General features: G+C 42.8%; 15 protein-coding genes, 2 tRNA genes and 1 pseudogene. 11 read left to right on the top strand and 7 right to left on the bottom strand.

What is annotated here, in order from left to right; translation table 11 throughout:
* The first annotated feature begins 252 nt into the window (after window positions 1-252).
* Genes O9295_RS06110 through O9295_RS27290 form a run of 3 tightly spaced genes read left to right on the top strand, consistent with a single transcriptional unit; the run spans window position 253 to window position 1008 of the window.
* Window positions 253-477 (top strand): AbrB/MazE/SpoVT family DNA-binding domain-containing protein, encoded by a 225-nt coding sequence (locus O9295_RS06110; RefSeq protein WP_147070910.1) that lies wholly within the window; start codon window positions 253-255, stop codon window positions 475-477.
* Entirely contained in the window at window positions 477-887 is a 411-nt protein-coding gene (locus O9295_RS06115; RefSeq protein ID WP_186814329.1) for a type II toxin-antitoxin system death-on-curing family toxin, read from the top strand. Before O9295_RS06110 ends, O9295_RS06115 begins: the two co-directional genes overlap by 1 nt.
* A gap of 22 nt (window positions 888-909) precedes the next feature.
* Window positions 910-1008, top strand: coding sequence for a hypothetical protein (locus O9295_RS27290; protein ID WP_186814328.1), 99 nt, complete (start codon window positions 910-912; stop codon window positions 1006-1008).
* A 251-nt stretch (window positions 1009-1259) separates the two neighbouring features.
* On the opposite strand, the gene O9295_RS06120 is transcribed toward O9295_RS27290, so the two are convergent.
* Together O9295_RS06120 and O9295_RS06125 are read right to left on the bottom strand one after the other, a co-directional pair.
* A complete protein-coding gene (locus tag O9295_RS06120) occupies window positions 1260-1661 on the bottom strand; it encodes a hypothetical protein (RefSeq protein ID WP_079208937.1) in 402 nt (133 codons plus the stop codon).
* 527 nt (window positions 1662-2188) lie between these two features.
* On the bottom strand, window positions 2189-2662 hold the full coding sequence (locus O9295_RS06125; RefSeq protein ID WP_288032344.1) for a hypothetical protein: 474 nt from the start codon (window positions 2660-2662) through the stop codon (window positions 2189-2191).
* Window positions 2663-2809: 147 nt separating this feature from the next.
* Here O9295_RS06125 and O9295_RS06130 point away from each other — a divergent pair.
* A tRNA-Asn gene (locus O9295_RS06130) sits at window positions 2810-2881 on the top strand.
* Between the two features lie 370 nt (window positions 2882-3251).
* On the opposite strand, the gene O9295_RS06135 is transcribed toward O9295_RS06130, so the two are convergent.
* Together O9295_RS06135 and O9295_RS06140 are read right to left on the bottom strand one after the other, a co-directional pair.
* Window positions 3252-4511 carry a M16 family metallopeptidase gene (locus O9295_RS06135; RefSeq protein ID WP_288032346.1) on the bottom strand — a complete coding sequence of 420 codons (1260 nt, stop codon included), beginning with the start codon at window positions 4509-4511 and terminating at the stop codon, window positions 3252-3254.
* Between the two features lie 3 nt (window positions 4512-4514).
* Window positions 4515-5792 carry a M16 family metallopeptidase gene (locus O9295_RS06140; protein WP_147070905.1) on the bottom strand — a complete coding sequence of 426 codons (1278 nt, stop codon included), beginning with the start codon at window positions 5790-5792 and terminating at the stop codon, window positions 4515-4517.
* A 233-nt stretch (window positions 5793-6025) separates the two neighbouring features.
* Here O9295_RS06140 and O9295_RS06145 point away from each other — a divergent pair, with 233 nt between their 5' ends.
* The 3 genes from O9295_RS06145 to O9295_RS06155 all read left to right on the top strand — a co-directional run bounded on the left by O9295_RS06145 (window position 6026) and on the right by O9295_RS06155 (window position 9155).
* Entirely contained in the window at window positions 6026-7855 is a 1830-nt protein-coding gene (locus O9295_RS06145) for a tetratricopeptide repeat protein (protein WP_288032347.1), read from the top strand.
* Window positions 7855-8952, top strand: coding sequence for a glycosyltransferase family 4 protein (locus O9295_RS06150; RefSeq protein ID WP_147070902.1), 1098 nt, complete (start codon window positions 7855-7857; stop codon window positions 8950-8952). The genes O9295_RS06145 and O9295_RS06150 overlap by 1 nt, the downstream gene beginning before the upstream one ends.
* A 116-nt stretch (window positions 8953-9068) precedes the next feature.
* Window positions 9069-9155 (top strand) — tRNA-Ser (locus O9295_RS06155).
* A 290-nt stretch (window positions 9156-9445) separates the two neighbouring features.
* Here the strand turns inward: O9295_RS06155 and mfd are convergent.
* Entirely contained in the window at window positions 9446-12928 is a 3483-nt protein-coding gene (gene mfd, locus O9295_RS06160; protein ID WP_288032350.1) for a transcription-repair coupling factor, read from the bottom strand.
* A gap of 604 nt (window positions 12929-13532) precedes the next feature.
* Between mfd and O9295_RS06165 the strand changes: the two genes are divergently transcribed.
* Both O9295_RS06165 and O9295_RS06170 read left to right on the top strand, forming a co-directional pair.
* Window positions 13533-14456, top strand: coding sequence for a metal ABC transporter solute-binding protein, Zn/Mn family (locus O9295_RS06165; RefSeq protein ID WP_288032352.1), 924 nt, complete (start codon window positions 13533-13535; stop codon window positions 14454-14456).
* A gap of 10 nt (window positions 14457-14466) precedes the next feature.
* Complete coding sequence (locus O9295_RS06170; protein ID WP_288032354.1) at window positions 14467-15162, top strand: metal ABC transporter ATP-binding protein; 696 nt, start codon at window positions 14467-14469, stop codon at window positions 15160-15162.
* A 128-nt stretch (window positions 15163-15290) separates the two neighbouring features.
* Here the strand turns inward: O9295_RS06170 and O9295_RS06175 are convergent, their stop codons facing one another.
* On the bottom strand, window positions 15291-16244 hold the full coding sequence (locus O9295_RS06175) for a hypothetical protein (RefSeq protein ID WP_288032356.1): 954 nt from the start codon (window positions 16242-16244) through the stop codon (window positions 15291-15293).
* 18 nt (window positions 16245-16262) lie between these two features.
* Window positions 16263-17417, bottom strand: coding sequence for an AAA family ATPase (locus O9295_RS06180; protein WP_288032358.1), 1155 nt, complete (start codon window positions 17415-17417; stop codon window positions 16263-16265).
* Window positions 17418-17674: 257 nt separating this feature from the next.
* On the opposite strand from O9295_RS06180, the gene O9295_RS06185 reads away from it, so the two are divergent.
* Both O9295_RS06185 and O9295_RS27295 read left to right on the top strand, forming a co-directional pair.
* A complete protein-coding gene (locus tag O9295_RS06185; RefSeq protein ID WP_147068719.1) occupies window positions 17675-18115 on the top strand; it encodes a DUF29 domain-containing protein in 441 nt (146 codons plus the stop codon).
* Between the two features lie 142 nt (window positions 18116-18257).
* Window positions 18258-18433: pseudogene (locus O9295_RS27295) on the top strand (DUF29 family protein); the annotation flags it as partial.
* Between the last annotated feature and the right edge of the window lie 82 nt (window positions 18434-18515).

An 18515-nucleotide genomic window follows, 5' to 3' on the forward strand; every position in this document is an offset into this window, starting at 1 on the left:
CAACAATTCCTATTTTTTCATAATTAGGGGTCTCAAGCTCCCCCTAGCGGCCACCGAGAAAACCTTCACCAGATAAGTATTTTTACTCAAGTCTCTGGAGGGGGACAGCTTATGTGACAGTTGAGGGTGCGGAATGTGGGATGCAAGAGCGGCTTTCACGATCGGAAGTCTTTCTCTTCAAAATAATTCCGTTTGGGGAGTTAATTATGTTATAACATTTGTCATAACATAAACTACGGGAGGCTATAGGTTATGACAAGTCTAACGCTCCGAAAAATTGGCAATTCCATAGGCGTGATCTTACCGAAAGAGGTTTTATCCCGACTGAACGTAGAGGAAGGGGATCAGATTTATATCACTGAATCTGTAGATGGATACAGAATTTCTAGCTTTGATCCCGATTTTGAAGAAACCATGAAAGCTTTTGAAGATACTTATTCTCAGTACCGCAACGCCTTCAAGGAACTCGCCAAATAATGATCGAGGAACCGAAATGGTTATCGAGCGATGCGATTAGGGTGATTCAGGAAACTTTAATCGCTCGAACCGGGGGGACTCCTGGAGTTTTAAACCCAACCCTGTTAGAGTCCACTGTCAATAAGCCAAAATTCTTTTTTCAGTACGAACCCGAATCATCGATTTTTAAGTTAGCGGCGGCCTATGGCTACGGTTTTATCAAAAATCATTGCTTCTGCGATGGTAATAAACGTATAGCTCTAGCCGCCGTTTCAACTTTTTTGCGAAAGAACGGCTATCGCTTGAACGCCAGCGAAGCAGAAACGGTCACTTTCTTTCTCGATCTTGCGGGCGCTCTCGAAACCTATGAGGAGGGTTTCGCTAGATTGACCGATTGGATCAAAAGATACGCGATCGAACTGGAAGATTAACGGCGATCACTTGTATCAACCAGTGCCTGAACCATCCTTAACTATCCTGGGTACAGGAGTGGTTTTCGGTGCTCTACCTTTTCTTAAAAAAGGGAAAAAGGACAAGGAGAAAGATACCTAGAAAATAGCGAAGAAATCCGCTTTCTGGAATAAGTAGGGAGGCAAAATTATTTGTAGGACGGGTTGGCGGTAGCGTAACATGATCAGTCCTTGGGTTTCATGCTTCTACGTTCTTCGGCATCGCACTTAGACTGACAGCTGCCATCAATGTGCATGGTGCGTTCCCCAAAATCGATCTCTGGAGTAGCAGGACTTGCATTAGCGAACGCACCCTACCAGAGCGGCGATCGCACTACGGCGATAGCGATCGCACTACAGCGGCAGATGCTGCTTCAGAACGTCGCGGAGTCGGGCAGCGTTCGGCCCAGCTGGATCGAAGGCGCGTAGCTCCTTGCCCTGAGCAGTGTAAATGTAGGCGTTGTTGCATTCGTAGCAGAGGGTCGCCGCGAAGAGCAGGGTATCCCACTCATAGAACGCCAGCCCCCACGGCGGAAAGTGGCAACGCGCCGACTCGCCTGGCTCAAGTTCCCGAAAGAGGCGGATCACTCGCTGAGCTTCAACTCCAAGAAGAAGATGTCTCTCGCTGACGTGGCGCCAGAACGTGTCAGGCCAGCCCTCTTCAGGAACTATACTGCCAGGCAAACAAAACAGCTCTACCCCATCGGCAAGGCCGATGGGGGTCTCCCAAGCCGGTGTATTCCAATTCCACTTCATGTGCTGTACTCCTACTACTTTCCGGGTTCGCTCCTTAACTACTGACCTTTCGCACCGCCTAACTACATATTATACAGAAACTTTCTGTCTAACACTCTCCAGAGTAACGACAGGTGGAAACTTGCGGCATATTCCCCCATTTTAGCGCAATCGCTGGAACTTTTTCCCATATCATACCCAAGAGCATATTAGCCAGATTAAACAACCTCTTTTAAGTGGATTCCTAACAACAAGCTCAAATAAAATAGACTTTTCGGGAAGTGTAGCACTAAGTCTTCAATCCACCCCACAATTAACTAATTTTCGGGGAAAAAGTGCCTAAATTTTGCCACCGGCTGGCACTTTTTGAGGACAAAAAGTCCAAAAGTTTTATCCCACAAGGTTTTTAAGTAGATAGGTATTAAAAACTTTCAGATCCCCCCGCCTATCGGCACCCCCCTTATCAAGGGGGGCAGGGGGGATCAAACCTAAAATCCATTTTTAATTTAATTATAACCAGCTACTTAGCTCTATTCAGCCAACCCTATTTATTGGTGTACTTGCAAATGAAGGACATAATGACCTAAAATCAGGTTATCTGACCATAATTCGTACTCTAGACGCAAATATTCGGGGAAATTATTCCCCTCTAATTTGAGACTACGGGTATAGTTGCGGAGGCGAAAAGCGTAACCCGGTTGAGGACTTTCGGCATTTAACCAGTAGCGACTAACACCAAAAACCCCTTGCTCCCAAAAATGACGATAGGCGAATCTTCCCTGGCCCTGCATGGTCATAATTACCCGATTGGCCGAAATTTCTAGCCAAATTAATTTATTTTGATTATTTTCGGGTTTAAGTGTCTCTATTTCTGGGAGAGCGACTGGTGGTTGATTGAGGAGAAGATGAAACCGGTGGCGATCCTTTTGGTAGAGGGTAGCGGCAGTGTCTAAAGAGGAGAGGATGGGTAGATCTGTCGAGAGCAGACAGAAGGAAACGGGACGGCGGTGATGAGCAAGCATAGACTAGACTTAATGGTGTCCTTATCTCCACAATAGTGGATTCTCCGCCCACCGCTACCTGCACCGGAAATTTTTTTGAGAAAAAATCCAGAAAGCACTTGCATTATTGAGGGACTTATGATTATAATTATTAATTGTGAGTAGCGTTCCTCGGTAGCTCAGTGGTAGAGCGGTCGGCTGTTAACCGATTGGTCGTAGGTTCGAATCCCACCCGGGGAGTTAATCAAAAATAGCAGCAATAAGAGAGTATTGCTGCTATTTTAGATGTTTTTAAGTAAGCTGTTGACTATCTAAATTACTCGTTGAGACTGTCTATGAGATGGGAGCGGGGTTGGGGAAATGGGGAATTTCAACTAAAACCCCAAAACCCTAAAACCCCAACACCTAACCCCACCAACAAACTTTTTGCCGCAAACCCTATCTAAATTACTCGTTGAGACTGTCTATGAGATGGGAGCGGGGGTTGGGGAAATGGGGAATTTCAACTAAAACCCCAAAACCCTAAAACCCCAACACCTAAAACCTATCTCCTATCTCCTGACTCCTATCTCCTGACTCCTACCCCCAGGAAAAACTTTTTCAGCAGACCCTAGAGAATTTCAGCGATCGCATTTTCTGGGCCGACTAGAGAAATGTAAGGATTTTGAAAATATTTACTGGCTACCGATCGCGCTTGTTCGGCAGTAATCTGATTAATAGAATCCAGGAAAGTGCGATCGAATTCAATCCCCAAACCTAAGCTTTCATACCAACCGTATAATTGAGCGATTTCGGCGTTAGTTTGTTTACCGAGAGCATATTGACCCAATAACTTATTTTTAGCTGACTGTAACTCCTCCTCACTCAAAGTTACTTTATATAACCTTTCTGCTTCCTGACGCAATCCCGACAGAGCCATGGCTGTGTTTTGGGGTGCAGTTCCCATATAAATGACAAATTGGGAAGAATCGAGACGGGTGGGATAAAAAGCAGAAACATCGTAGGCTAATCCCCGTTTTTCTCGCAATTCCACGAATAAACGACTAGATAACCCATTCCCCAGATAGGTACTCAATAATTTTAAAACGGCATAATCATCCTCTTGCACAGAAGAGCCGGGGTATCCTAACATAACGATCGCCTGTTGACTAGCTTGGACGGTAGTTAAACAGGTGGGCTGAAAATCAAAAGCGGCTGGGGGTAAACTAGATAAAGGAAGATCGGGAATTGACCAACTGCCAAAAATTTCCGTCACTGCTTTTACTGCTTGCTCTAGGGTAATACGGCCAGAAAGACTAATTACCAAGTTATCGGGACGGAAAAAGCGACTATGATAGGCCTGCATATCCTCCCGTTGCAATTGCGAAACCGTTGCCTCCGTACCCAATAAAGACATACCATAGGGATGATCGGGGTACATAGCTGCGCGTAATTGATTAAAAGCCACATTAAAAGGCTGTTCCAATTGAGAGCGAATGCTTTGACGGGTGAGATTTTTCTCTAATTCGATTTCTGGGGGGGGGAAACTGGGAAAACGAATAATTTCCGCTGCTAGACGCAATATATCTAAAAAATCCTTGGTAACAGTCTTTAAACTAACCACAAAATAATCAGTCCCCGTGTCTGCACTTAAACCGGCCCCCGTGGACTCAATGCGATCAGCAATTTCTAGGGAAGATAACTTTTCTGTACCTTTGGTGAGCAGCACTGCTAACAGACGAAATAAACCCCCTTTTTCGGTTTTTTCCCAACGAGTACCCGCATTTTTGAGAAAAATCCTCCCCGCAACTAACTCCACGGCCGTATTTTCCACCACTAAAAGGGTGATGCCATTTTCTAAGGTTAAGCGGTGAATGGGGGAAGCGGACATCGTTTATTCACAGGGTTGCATTACTGTAATAGCATATCGCTCCGGGGAGAGATACTGACGAGCGAGACGCTGGAGATCTGACGGTTGCAAACTTTGGATAACTTGGGGATAGATCGTTGCTAGGTCGGCAGCTCTCAGGGTTTGATAATATCCATAGAGTCCCGCTAATTGGCCCGGGGTTTCTGTGGAGAAAATATAATCGTTAGCTAATAACTGTTGAGTGCGGTGTAATTCTGCGGGGGTGACGGGATCATCGTGCAGATGTTGGATATGTTCACAGATAATAGCTTCAATTGCCGCGGTTTGTGAGCTAGATAGCCAAGCGCCGATGGTAAAGAGACTGGAATCTCGTTGCAGGGAAAAATTACTGTTAATATCGAGGACGATTTGCGCTTCTTCCCGCAGCTGTCGCACTAACCGCGAACAGCGTCCCCCAGCAAGAATTACCGAAAGCAAGTCTAATCCAAAGGCATCCTCTAGGCGATCGCATCCCGGTCCCATCCATCCCATCAAGAGACGACAATGTTCTAAGTGGGGTAAATATACTTGGGAACGACGAATTTCGATCAGGGGGGGTTCGGCAGCCACTAGATGGGAGGGGGATTCTGAGGGGACGGGAAATTCCCGAAAAGATTGCCGGATAATTTCTAAAGCTGCTTGGGGTTCAATTCCCCCGATAATCGCCACACACATATTTTCCGGTTGATAATAGGTGCGATGGAAACAGCGCATTTGATTGGGGGTTAATTGCTCTAAACAGGGTTGATCACCTAGAATAGAGCGTCCGTAGGGATGGTTTTGATAGATACTTCCGCAGAGGGTTTGGTAGGCAATCCAATCGGGATCATCATAACAGGCCCGTAATTCTTCTAAAACTACATCTTTTTCCCGATAGAATTCCTCATCGTCAATCTCAGCATGGAGGAGAATTTCGGCCAGATGGGGTAAGGTATGTTCAATTTGATCCACACTGGTGGTGAGATAGAAGTGTGCGTAATCGTGACTGGTGGCAGCGTTGGTCATGCCGCCACAATTTTCGATTAAATAGTCAAAGAGTCCGGGGGGAAGTTTTTTCGTCCCCTTAAAGATCATGTGTTCGAGAAAATGGGCCATACCTAACCATGGGTCGGGTTCAGCGATCGCACCTGCTTTCACCCACACATCCACCACCACCACAGGAGTCACGGGTAAGTACTGATGAATTACGGTTAAGCCGTGATCTAATTGCCATACCTGAGCGGGAAAAGAACTTGTTTGACACTGCGCTATCGACTTGATCAATGTCCGTTAACCAGATTTTTTGTTAAATTCTATACTTATGGTATCTTATCTCTTGCCTGCTCAACCATTACAAAAATTTTGTCATGATTTCTAGACAATTCCCCCAAATATCAGCCTTATCGGTGATCAGTGACTCGGTGATCAGAGGTGAGTTTTCGGTTCACTGATTACTGATTGCTGTTTACCGCTCCCTAATTACTGATTACTGTTTACTGATAACTGAAAAACCCCCTATGACAGAAAATAGAGATAACTTCAACGAAACTTATAAGGCACTAATTGAGCGCATTGTCAATCTAACTTTAGAAGGAAAAATTCGGGCTAAATCACAGGTTTATAACCTTTTAGCCGAGGCAGTAAAAAATGGCACAGGAGAAATTTTTGAGCGTTGTTTAACCGAAAAAATAATCGTTACTCGCTCACAGTTAGAAACAAAAATTAAAGCGACTAGGGTTTTGCGGGCCCTGGAAACGATCGAAAGTGAATGGGAAAAATATCAAAAAACCAATCAGAAAAATTCTCTCACTGCAGCGGCGATCGATAATCTGGTGAAAATCGATCGAGAGGATCGTTTACTGACTTTAGTAAATTTAATTGATCCCAATCAAAATAATGCTTTAACCCTAGAACAATTGCAACAGTTAGCCAAGCATTTACAGACAGTTTCTCAGCAGCGGGGAGAAGCGGATTTATGGCAAATTGCCACGGGGATTAATCTGGGGTTAAATACTTGGTCAAATTTATCGAGTTATCTCACCAGTTGGCTCTACGAACAAAATCGCAATCTTGGTTTTACTAATGATAATGAGCGAGTGACTCCTTGGCAAATTTGGGCAAGTAAAGTTAATCCCTCTTGGTTAAAACGAGTCTTAGAAAGTTTAGCTAATCAACAAGCTTTTGATCCTCTCACTCAGGATTTAACTTTAACCGATTGGGTAGAAACTGCTATTGTTTTTCAATATATCCAAAGAGGACTAATTAACTTTTTTGATCAGCGCATCTATAGCGAAAAATTAGGAGCCAAATTATCCATCTCTACCTTTCTCACCTTTGCTTTAATTTGGTCGCTGTTAACCAATAGTTTCGAGCAAGTTAGTAAAAATTCTCTCTATAGTCGGGGCTGTTTTCAGATGGCTTTACAAATTCTGAGAACCTTTGCTCAACGGGACTATTTTCCTTTATACGGAGGAATTTTTGCCTCCTTTTCTGGCAGTTATCTCAAGGATGCGTTAGACTATTTATCAATTCCTCTGCGTTATGTGGAAGGCACGGGAGAAAAGGCGAGAATTTTAACTTTAATTGCCTATTCTAATCGCATTCGCGGCGACTATCGACAGGCCAGAGAATGTCATCAACAAGCTTTAGAAATTGCCCGTCAACAACAGGATTATGCTTGTGAAATAGCTAATTTAAACCATTTATCCCGTCTCAATGCTATCCAGAAAAACTATGCAGAAGCGATTAATTTAAGTCAGAGAGCTTTAATTTTAAGTCGTCAACAGGGTAATAGTTTAGGACAGGCTAACGCTTTAGCTAATTTGGGTTATAGTCAGGTACAGGAAGCGCAACAGTTAGAGAGATACGATCCCGAAATTTATCAAAGTTCGATCGAGTATTTACAGCAGGGATTAAAGTTAGCGGAAAGTCTCCAAGATTGGCAGAGTAAATCCCTTTGTTGTAGCAGTTTAGGTCTAGCATATATTATCCTCGAAAGACCCCAAGAAGCGATTAATATTCTCCTGCAAGGATTGGAATCGGCCAAATACTACGGAGATGTATATCTGCAAGGTTTATTACTAACTTATTTAGGCGAAGCTTACTATCAAGACAAGAATTTTGAACAGGCAATTTATATGGGTTCTCTAGGAATGTATTGGCTACACGAAATCGGTGCAGTAGAATGGCGACAAGCTGCTAGTCTATTAACGGTTATTCGCGGCAAAAATATCGCAGCTTTTGAACAGACTTTCAGTCAGGAACGTTCCTCCCTGATTAAATCAATTGGACTGGAAGGCTACCAATATATCTCAGAAATTCTCAGCAAATATCAACAGGGTAATTAGTGAATACACAGCCTAAATTATTAATTAATCTCTCGGTACTTTTTCCCCAACCCACGGGAATCAGTACCTACATTCTTAACCTCTTACCCTACCTGAAAAATTTAGAACCAACCCTACTAACAACTAATAGCTATCCCGACTTTAACTGTTATTCTATCCCCAAGGGTCTCGCCCCCGATCGAGGAGCGAAAGGTCATTTAAAACGCTTACTCTGGACTCAGTTTCGGTTATCGTCAATTTACCGACAATTAAAGGCCAATTTACTCTTTTCTCCCCTTCCAGAAGCGCCGATAAATTCTCCCTGTCGCTTTGTCGTCATGGTCCACGATTTAATTCCCCTGCGGTTTCCCAGTTTTACTTCCCCCTTAACTCACTATTTCCGTTATTATGTGCCGCAGGTATTACAACAGGCAAAACATATTATCTGCAACTCTCAGGCAACGGCCAAAGATATCACTGAATATTATCAAATTCCCGCCGATAAAATTACTTCTATTCCCCTAGCCTACGATCATCATCACTTTCGCCCTATTCAAGATGATAAGCCAGAGCATCCCTATTTTCTCTATCTCGGTCGTCCCAATCCCTATAAAAATTTACCGCGTTTAATCGCCGCTTTTGCCCAACTGCCCCCAGATTTAACAGATTATCATCTTTGGATTGCCGGCAGCTTCGATCGCCGTTATACCCCCAATTTACAACAACAAGCGCAAGAATTAGCAGTCAGCGATCGCATTAAATTTCTCGATTATATCCCCTACGATGAGCTGCCCAAGGTGATCAGTCAAGCCACTGCTTTAGTCTTCCCCAGTCTCTGGGAAGGCTTCGGATTGCCCGTTTTAGAGGCTATGGCCTGCGGTACACCGGTCATTACCTCAAATTTGTCATCTTTGCCCGAAGTCACGGCAACAGCGGCAATTTTAATCGATCCCTATCGAGTCGAGGCCCTGGCCGATGCCCTGAAAATTATCGCTCAAGATCGACAATTACACTCAAAATTAAGTCATCTAGGCAAAAAACGGGCCGATGAGTTTAGTTGGCAAAAAACTGGTCTAGCTACGGCCGCAATCTTAAATCAATATCTAGGGTGTGCTTAACTGACAGCGTTTCCCTTCAAGATGAAGTTTAACCTGATCGGTCATCGTCGGAAAAAGAAAAATAATTTGACAGATCGGCAGCATTTGCTGTAGGATTGATGATCGTGACCTCAATTGGAGAGATGGCCGAGCGGTTGAAGGCGCAGCACTGGAAATGCTGTTTAGGGGTAACTTTAACGAGGGTTCGAATCCCTCTCTCTCCGTACCCAAAGCACCTTATGAGTAGGTAGGCGTTAAAAATTATCAGATATCCCCGTTATCAAGGGTAGGGTTGATTCATGAATCAACCCTACCTTATCAAGGGGGGATTAAAGGCAAAATCCATTTTTAATTTAATTATAACCAGCTACTTAGGTAGTCTTGCAAAAGTAATTTCCCGGTTGAGACAGGAGATTACTTTTAGTGATTATCTTCTCCCCTGCTCCCCACTTCATAATTGATAATTGATAATTCATAATTCCCAGTCTCCTATACTTTTTAAACAGGATTTAGTCTAATTCCTCGTCGGTAAACCATCTTTACACTTAGCTAACCACTCCAATAAACTGTCTAACTGCTGTTGCGGTTTTACCAATCCTAAACCCCTAACCGTCACCTGTTTGGGACTATAAACAAAGCGTGATTGTATATGTTGGGGTAGGTGTTCTTGTAATAATTTCCACGCTGGCTCTTCCATGGGAGTTTCGAGGATAATATGCTGTTTTCCATCGGGTTTAATTCGCGAAAAACCGAGGGATTTAGCCAGATGTTTTAACTCGATTACCTTAAATAATTGTGCCACCGGTGCAGGAATTGCCCCGTATCTATCGACTAAATCGGCGGCAATTTGTCCTAAAGTTTTCTGAGAATTAGCAGTAGCGATCGCCCGATAGACATCCATTTTCTGCTCTGGATCGGATATATAATCGTTAGGAATAAATGCCGTTAATTTCAGATCGATTTGGGTATCCTCCACTTGAGGAATTTCTTGACCTTGAATTTCCCGCAAAGCTTCCTGTAACATTTCCATATATAGATCAAAACCGATCGCTTCCATTTGTCCCGATTGTTCCGCACCTAATAAGTTACCCGCACCGCGAATTTCCAGATCCCTAGTCGCTAATTGATACCCCGATCCTAACTGGGTAAATTCTTGAATTGCCTTTAATCTTTCCCGAGCGGTTTCTGTTAGTTCTGCCTTGGCCGGATAAAGTAACCACGCGTGCGCTTGTACTCCCGATCGCCCCACCCGTCCCCGCAGTTGATAGAGTTGCGCTAAACCGAATTTTTGGGCATCTTCAATGATAATCGTGTTAACTCTGGGAATATCTAACCCCGACTCCACAATAGTCGTACAGACTAAGATATCCGCTTCCCCATTATTAAAAGCTAACATGGTGGTCTCTAATTCGGACTCATCCATACGACCGTGGCCGATGGCAATTCTAGCACCCGGAATCATCCCTTGAATTGCTGCCGCTTTTTCTTCAATTCCCTCGATTCTTGGTACTACATAAAAAACCTGCCCCCCCCGATCCAATTCATTGCGAATTGCCGTTCTAATCACATCAGAATTATAACTGGAAAGGTGGGTTTGGATGGGACGACGAGAGGGGGGAGGTGTGGTAATTAAACTCATTTCTCGCACCCCAGAAAGGGACATATAAAGAGTCCGGGGAATCGGTGTCGCACTCAAGGTTAACACATCAATATTACTTTTAAAAGCCTTAATTTTCTCCTTTTGATTGACCCCAAAACGCTGTTCTTCATCAATTACCAATAACCCTAAATCTTTAAACTCCACCGCTTTACTCAATAACAACTGCGTCCCCACCACTATATCCAATTCCCCCGTTTTCAAGCGCTGGACGATATCTTTTTTCTCGGAATTGGTGCGAAAACGATTTAATAAACCCACATTAATGGGATAGGGAGCAAAACGTTCTTTCAGGGTGTGATAATGTTGTTGGGTTAAAATCGTTGTTGGTGCTAATAAAGCCACCTGTTTATGACCCGTGGTGACAGCTTTAAAAATAGCACGAATCGCCACTTCTGTCTTACCAAAACCCACATCCCCACAGACTAAGCGATCCATCGGGCGATCGCTTTCTAAATCCCGTTTCACATCCTGTATCGCTTTCAGTTGATCGGCAGTGGGTTGGTAGGGAAAAGAATCCTCTAACTCCCGCTGCCAGGGATTATCCATCGGATAGGCAAAACCCGATTTTTGGGCGCGTTGGGCGTAAATATTGATTAAATCAACCGCTAACTTCTTAACTGACTTCCTGACGCGGGCTTTCGTCGCTTCCCACGCTTTGCCAGAGATTTTATGTAATTCTGGCTCTTGAGTACCTGTATGACGATAACGGGAGAGATTATCAACAGAATCGGCAGGAACCCGCAATAATCCATCGGCATACTTAATAACTAGATAATCTCGACCTTGCACTATTCCGCTAATTGTGCTTTCCTGCTTTTCTAGTTTGATAAACTGCCCGATGCCATGGTGTTTATGTACTACAAAATCGAGGGGACGGAGTTTATTCACATCCACCTGTACCGAGGCTGCTTGCCGACGTTTGCGGACGTAACCGGCAGTATTTAAAAGATGTTGCCCGAAGAACTCTCGATCGCTAACGACGACTATGCGATAGGTGGGCAGGATAAAACCTTCTAATTCAGCTAATCCTGAGTATTTTAGGGCTGTAGCGGTGTTTTGAATTATTAAGCGCTCGATCGCCCCAAAATCGAGGGGATTGGGGATAAATTGGGCCGGGCAGTCGTGTTCCTGTAATAACGAGACTGTGCGGGAGGGTTGGGCAGATATTAACCATGTAGCGTACTTATTTACTTTAATACCGCTATAAATCTCTCTTTTTCCCCGTAAAATTTCCGCTAGTTTGGCGAATTGCCCCGGATTGGTGGGAATCGGACGACTGGAGAGATTAAGACTATTTTCGGAGAGGTGATCGTCTATTTCTGAGAGGTAGAGATGGGGAAATTTAACCGATATTTGCAGAGATTCGCCAAAAGAACGGTGAATTTTCGGTAAAGCTGGTTCTATCTCTTGCCAGCGTTCCCCAATATATTCTATCCAGCGATCGCTTCTAGCTTGACAGCTTTCCAGTTCATCAAAGGCAATAAGGGTATTTTCGGGGAGATAATCCAATAAAGAGGCAGGTTGAGGGAAGGCCAAGCCTAAAAATCGCTCAATTCCCTCTGGATAAATGCCATTAGCCAATTTTTCTCGATCTTCAGCCTCCAAATAATCGGCCACTGTGGGGGGAAGAGAAGGGGCAATCATCGCCGCGAAGCTAGTGGGAGTAAGAAGCAGATTGGGGATAGAATCGAGGGATCTTTGGGTGGCAGGGTCAAATTCTCGCAATTTTTCCAATTCATCGCCGAAAAATTCTAACCTGACCGGTAATTCTGCCGAAACTGGGAAAATATCAACGATATCGCCGCGACGACTCCATTGCCCTTCGGTTTCTACCAGTGAAACCCGTTGATATCCTAATCTAGCTAGGGTTAGATCGAGGTTTTTGCCTTCTATAACCGTTCCTACCGCAAAATTATCGCTATATTTCTCGAAAACCTCTCTAGGGGGTAAATGGGGCTGCAGGGCCTTTTCGGTGGTAACGATCGCAATTCCGGCCTCTTGATGACTGATTGCCGATAATACCTGCATCTGTCCCCAAATCATCTCGGATTCCCGATTAAATGTCTCGTAGGGGCAAGCTTCCGAGGTGGGATAAAAGAAAACACCTTTCCACGTCATCGCTTCTAATTGTGCCGCCCAACGTGCCGCTTCCTCCAGATTGGCACAGATAATTAAAAGATTTTTTCCTTGACAACGGGCGAAAGCTGTGCTTATTAATCCTTTCGGTAAGCGGGCAAGGCCAGTTAGGGTTAAATTGCCGTTTTTCTCCAGTTTTTGGATAAGTTCGGCAGTTAAGGGCGATTTTTCAATGTTGCGAATAACGGAGGCAAAAGTCATTTTTTCGTGTTCGGCACTCGGTTTTTAGTTAGGGTTTGCGGCAAAAAGTTTTTCGTGGGGGTAGGGTGTGGGGTGTGGGGTGTGGGGTGTGGGGTGTGGGGTGTAGGGTTTTACCGATTTTGAGGGGGTCAATTACTTAATTTTCCCCCCGATCACTCCCATGTCCAGTACTTTTTGATTTCCCAAAAAGTCTAAAAGTCTTACCCAACAAGGTTTTTAGATTTATTCAGCAAGCTTTAGTTGAGATCTCCTGAATTTAAACTGTCTCTTGAGAGTTTTAGTACAAATGCTCAGGCTTCCTCTCCCTGCTCCCAACTCCAGTGCAGTCTTAACGAGTATCAGTTATCAGTTCACCGACTACTTTTTGGGGTTAATTTTTTTGGGCTTTATTTGACTTGACCCGAAGGGGGTCGCAGGCGCACGGATTTTCCATTATCTATATAATATCATGTCAAGCGTTGCTTGGCAAGAGAAAATTTTTTAATTGGGAGCGAAAGATCGAAGGACGAAAAACCAGTACATCTATACCGAAATATTTTCAGAATGATAACGATTCTCACCGACTGTGATAAGATCAGAATCATAATCAGACTCAGTTAATCCGATGGGTAAAAAATTCCAGTTAACAGCGATCGCTTTAACCCTGACTATAGCCAGCTTAACAGCTTGTAGTGGTCCCTCGGTCAAGGAAGAGGAAGCAAAGACACCCTTACAGGTGACAGTGAGTATCGTACCGCAGGAATATTTCGTCAAACGCATCGGCGGTGATAGAGTCAGTGTTAATGCCATGATTCAACCTGGGACAGATCCCCACACCTATGAACCAAAACCCGAACAATTAAAAACCACAGCCCAATCGCAAGCCTACTTTAAAATCGGTGTATCCTTAGAAGATGCTTGGAAAGATCGCTTAAACAGTGTTAACCAACAGATGTTAATCGTCGATACCAGTCAAGGAGTAGATAAAATCCCTTTGACAGCAGAACATGATCACGATCATGATCACGCTAAGGAAGAAAAACATCAAGCTGGAAAAAACACCCTAGATCCCCATATTTGGTTATCACCAAAACGAGTCAAAGCACAAGCAGAGACTATTTATCAAACCCTAGCACAACTCGATCCCGGTCAGGAAGCTATCTATCGGGCTAACTTTGAAAAATTCAGTCAGGAATTAGACGCATTAGATCAAGAAATTCGGCAAAACTTGGCAGGGGTCAAAAACCAAAAATTTATGGTTTTTCATCCCGAATGGGGCTATTTTGCCCAAGATTATGGTTTAGAGATGATTGCGATCGAAATTGACGGCAATGAACCCAGTGCTGCCCAGTTAAGTCAACTAATCAAACAGGCAAAAAAAGAGAATATTAAAGTTATTTTTGCTCAACCAGAATTTAGCCAGAAAAGTGCCGAAACTATTGCTAGGGAAATTGGGGGACAGGTAATCCTTATCAGTGCCTTTGCTCAAAATTGGAGTGAAAACCTGCGACAAGTTTCCCAAAAAATGGCCACAGTTTTAAATCAGTAATTGCTTGTATATGTCAACGATCATTACCATTAGTAATCTCTGGGCCGGCTACGAACAGGAACCCATCCTCGAAGATATTAATTTAACCATTGAAGAATTGGATTTTCTGGGAATTATCGGCCCGAATGGAGGAGGAAAAACTACCCTCCTTAAGGTTTTACTGGGATTAATTAAACCTTGGCGGGGAGAGGTCAGTATTTTGGGGCAAAGTGTCGAAAAAGGTCGGGAATTAGTCGGTTATGTGCCGCAGTTTGTCGAATGCGATCGCTCATTTCCCATCACTGTGGGTGAGGTGGTGAAAATGGGGAGATTGAGCAGCAAAAAACTCTGGCAAGGCTATAGTAAAAAAGATGAGGTAAGGGTAGATAAAGCTTTAGATAGTGTGGGAATGTTAGCGTTGAAAAAAAGGTCGATTGCCGAACTTTCGGGAGGACAGCGCCAACGGGTTTATATCGCTCGCGCTTTAGCGGTAGAACCCCGTCTCTTGATTTTAGATGAACCCACTGCCAGTGTCGATCCCCAAATGCGTGCTAGTATTTTTTCCCTGTTGCAAGAATTGAATGAGTGGATGACCATTTTAATTATTTCCCATGATCTGGGAACCCTATCTACCTATGTTAAATCGATCGGTTGTCTCAATCGTCGTCTCTATTATCACGGGCAAAAATCTCTCACTGCCGCTATGTTAGAACAGGTGTATTGTTAAAAGTTTTCTCCCTTTCTACTGTCAAAACCCTTGACAAATCCCCGCACTTGACATATACTTATATATAGAATGGAAATCCGTGCCTGCCTGCGAACCTTCTTTTTTTAGGTCAAATAATGCGATTAAATTTATTCCCGCTCCCCGGGGTTGAGTTCTAGCTTCAGCAGTTTGAGGAGATGGGAAATATGGCAGCTTGGATTATCGCTATTGTGAGCATAAAATCTTCCTATTTGTAGTGCCAGTTGTTCTCTATATCTTTCTGGGGGTGATGTATAGTCCTCTGGAGGTTCAACTTGTAACCAATATTGCTTCGCTTTTTTGATAGTCAACAGAGCCAGCACTAATTCCGATTGGCTATTGTCGTTGCTAACTTGATATTGTTCTTGCCAAGATACCTGTAATTTCTCCACTTCCGATAGTTCTAGGTTTTGACAATGAGAGATTCTCCCTTTAACTCTGGAAAAATTATTTTTTAAGTCCGCATCATCCTTAATTTTATCTGCCATATCAAGATAAATATTTTCTAGCCTAGCAGCGGAATTTTGATAAACAGCCGAATGTTCGCTAAGAATTGATTGAATATCGGGGAAAATAAAATAGGACTCTTTATGAATCAATCCCGTCACCCAAATTCTATGCTGTCTAACCTGATTGACTTTAATCAGTGATTTTTCATATAAGTCCTCAAAAATTTCCTCTAAATCCTTAAATGGGTAGGAATCATCTAAACTTTTATTTTGTAAGTCCAAATCGACGATAGCGAACAGTTGCTGGGGATTTAAATAAGAAGCTTCTGGGTTATCTTCATGCAAACGCAAAAGATTAAAGTAAGTATTTAAAACATCATTTCTATCACCACAGTTAAAAAAAGTCGGTATCTGTTGTCTCCAATCCCTAGGAACACAAGCTTTATAAAAATTAGCATCGGGAAAATCTTCCATAGCTCGATAGGATTGAGGAGATAACCTGCCGGCAGTTTTTTTGATTTCCCCTTCACAGAGGATGACAAATTTATTACGAATTTGACGGTTTGCCAGAATAAATTGACAATGTTCTAAAAGTTCCGTTTCCCTAAGACTCATGGGTTAGTTTCTCCATCTTTATTTCAATAGTTTTGGTTCTATCTCTTTAACATGAGCGGGAGTTAAAGCTTGACAGAGTTCATAGGAATGAGTGGCTAAGATATATTGATTGCTAGGTTCCCATTCCTGCAAGTCCTCAATAATTTTATATTGCCAGTCGGGATGGAGAGCAATCTCAATTTCATCCATCAAGACAATCGCATCTTTTATCCTACGATACTTTAGCCACAGATAGATACTTAATCGCTTCAGTTCCCCATGACTCAAATCCTCTGGATATAATTCTTCTCCGTTTGTGTCTCCTTTGAATTTAAAGGTAATCCTCGATATATCTTTATCTAAATTAATTTCTTTATCCGATAAAATTGAATTTAAGTTTTGCCGTATTAGTTGATAATTATTTCCATATTCACCAGTTTCTATAGCTTGGGCAAAATCTTGATCACGAGCCATGATAAAGTAATTAATCAATAGCTCAACTGGCAGAAAATCGTAGGTAAATAAGTTGCTAAGTTTCTTTTTAATATCTGCCATGGCTAAATAATAGTTACTAGAGTCTGGATTCCCTTGATTTATCTGAAAAAGACTCTTGTTAGTAGCTTTGGGTAAAAAGATAAAAACTTGCGTTGAAGGTGCAGCTAAAAATATTTTTGAGGATAATTCTTTCATGAATAATTGACATTCTTCTTGGGTGGCTTGACCAAATTTACACAACAAAAATATCTCTTCATTCTTCTGGTTTTTGGCTTGACAAAGATATAGGAATTGACCGTCAATATCAGATACAAAGTGTTTTAGATAAACATCTCCTAAATCAGATACAAATTGACCGTCAAGATCAGATACAAATTGTTTTACATAAGCATCTCTGCAAATAAAAAAATCTAGTTTTACTTCTTCCCGATTGTCGGTTAGAATTTCAAAAATAGCTAGGGTTTTCTGCTCTAACTCATCTTCTAGTTGACATCGATGGAGTACATTTACCACATATTCTATCTTTTCTGGATCACCAGAACAATGAAGCAGGATAAAAATTAATTGTAGAAGGGTACTTTTGCCACCGCCATTTTGACTACCGATAGGGAAGATCTGGGGAAAAAAGTCTTTCTCGAAACTAAGATCAATATTCTTTAACACTCGAAAGTCAGGAACTTGAACCCGTAGTAACCGCATTGTCAAAACTCCTGTAATCCTATCCTCTTGCTCATCTGCTTATTGTAGCTCACAGGCAAAGGTGAAACAATCTCTTCTCCTACCGGCCAAATTCTGGTAGATTTTTTCAAAAAAACCCTTGACAAATCCCCGCACTTGACAGATACTTATATATATAATGGGAATCCGTGCCTGCCTGCGAACCCTCTTTTTTTAGGTCAAATAAGCGTCAAAAAAATAAAAACCTAATACCTGACCGGCGCTAAAGAGGATAGGGTATGACAACTAAAGACTTATACGAACAAGACTATCCTGCTTGGTTAGAAGAAACGGCCAAACAACTGCGACAAAGACAGACAGATGTATTAGATTGGGAACATCTCGAAGAAGAAATCGAAGCGCTGGGGAATGAACAGAGACATAAAGTAGATAGTTATCTCCTACAATTGCTCATTCATCTGCTCCTCTACCAATACTGGCCGGAGGAACGAGAAAGATGTGCGCGGGGATGGCAGGACGAAATCGGTAACTTTCGGGTGGAATTAGAACTTTTATTGGAGTCAAAAACCCTTTATAACTATTTTTTAACCAGAATCGCCGTTATTTACCCCAAAGCAGTGAAGCGAGTCCGACAAAAAAGCCAATTACCGGCCGCTATCTTTGCCGAAAGCTGCCCCTATAGTCCCGAACAAATCCTCGATTCCGATTTTCTCCCCTGAAATTCTGGCAGATTTTTTCAAAAAAATCCTTGACAAATCCCCGCACTTGACAGATACTTATATATATAATGGGAATCCGTGCCTGCCTGCGAACCCTCTTTTTTCAGGTCAAATAAGCTTCAAAAAAATAAAAACCCGATACCTGACCAATACCAAAGACTTATAAGAACAAGACTATCTTGCTTGGTTAGAAGAAACGGCCCAACAACTGCGACAAAGACGGACAGATGTATTAGATTGGGGAACCAACAGAGACATAAAGTAGATAGTTATCCCCTGCAATTACTCATTCATCTGCTTCTCTACCAATACCGGCCAATGTCTTTCCTACCGGCCAAATTCTGGCAGATTTTTTCAAAAAAATCCTTGACAAATCCCCGCCCTTGACAGATACTTATAT

The sequence above is a fragment of the Microcystis sp. LE18-22.4A genome (assembly GCF_027531105.1).
In the GTDB taxonomy this organism is placed as follows: Bacteria; Cyanobacteriota; Cyanobacteriia; order Cyanobacteriales; family Microcystaceae; genus Microcystis; species Microcystis aeruginosa.

Coding starts and splice junctions, on each gene's coding strand:
- O9295_RS06110 (WP_147070910.1), top strand. CDS start 253: ATGACAAGTCTAACGCTCCGAAAAATTGGCAATTCCATAGGCGTGATC.
- O9295_RS06170 (WP_288032354.1), top strand. CDS start 14,467: ATGTCAACGATCATTACCATTAGTAATCTCTGGGCCGGCTACGAACAG.
- O9295_RS06175 (WP_288032356.1), bottom strand. CDS start 16,244: ATGAGTCTTAGGGAAACGGAACTTTTAGAACATTGTCAATTTATTCTG.
- O9295_RS06185 (WP_147068719.1), top strand. CDS start 17,675: ATGACAACTAAAGACTTATACGAACAAGACTATCCTGCTTGGTTAGAA.
- O9295_RS06135 (WP_288032346.1), bottom strand. CDS start 4,511: ATGTCCGCTTCCCCCATTCACCGCTTAACCTTAGAAAATGGCATCACC.
- O9295_RS06120 (WP_079208937.1), bottom strand. CDS start 1,661: ATGAAGTGGAATTGGAATACACCGGCTTGGGAGACCCCCATCGGCCTT.
- O9295_RS06115 (WP_186814329.1), top strand. CDS start 477: ATGATCGAGGAACCGAAATGGTTATCGAGCGATGCGATTAGGGTGATT.
- O9295_RS06145 (WP_288032347.1), top strand. CDS start 6,026: ATGACAGAAAATAGAGATAACTTCAACGAAACTTATAAGGCACTAATT.
- O9295_RS06165 (WP_288032352.1), top strand. CDS start 13,533: ATGGGTAAAAAATTCCAGTTAACAGCGATCGCTTTAACCCTGACTATA.
- mfd (WP_288032350.1), bottom strand. CDS start 12,928: ATGACTTTTGCCTCCGTTATTCGCAACATTGAAAAATCGCCCTTAACT.
- O9295_RS06180 (WP_288032358.1), bottom strand. CDS start 17,417: ATGCGGTTACTACGGGTTCAAGTTCCTGACTTTCGAGTGTTAAAGAAT.
- O9295_RS06125 (WP_288032344.1), bottom strand. CDS start 2,662: ATGCTTGCTCATCACCGCCGTCCCGTTTCCTTCTGTCTGCTCTCGACA.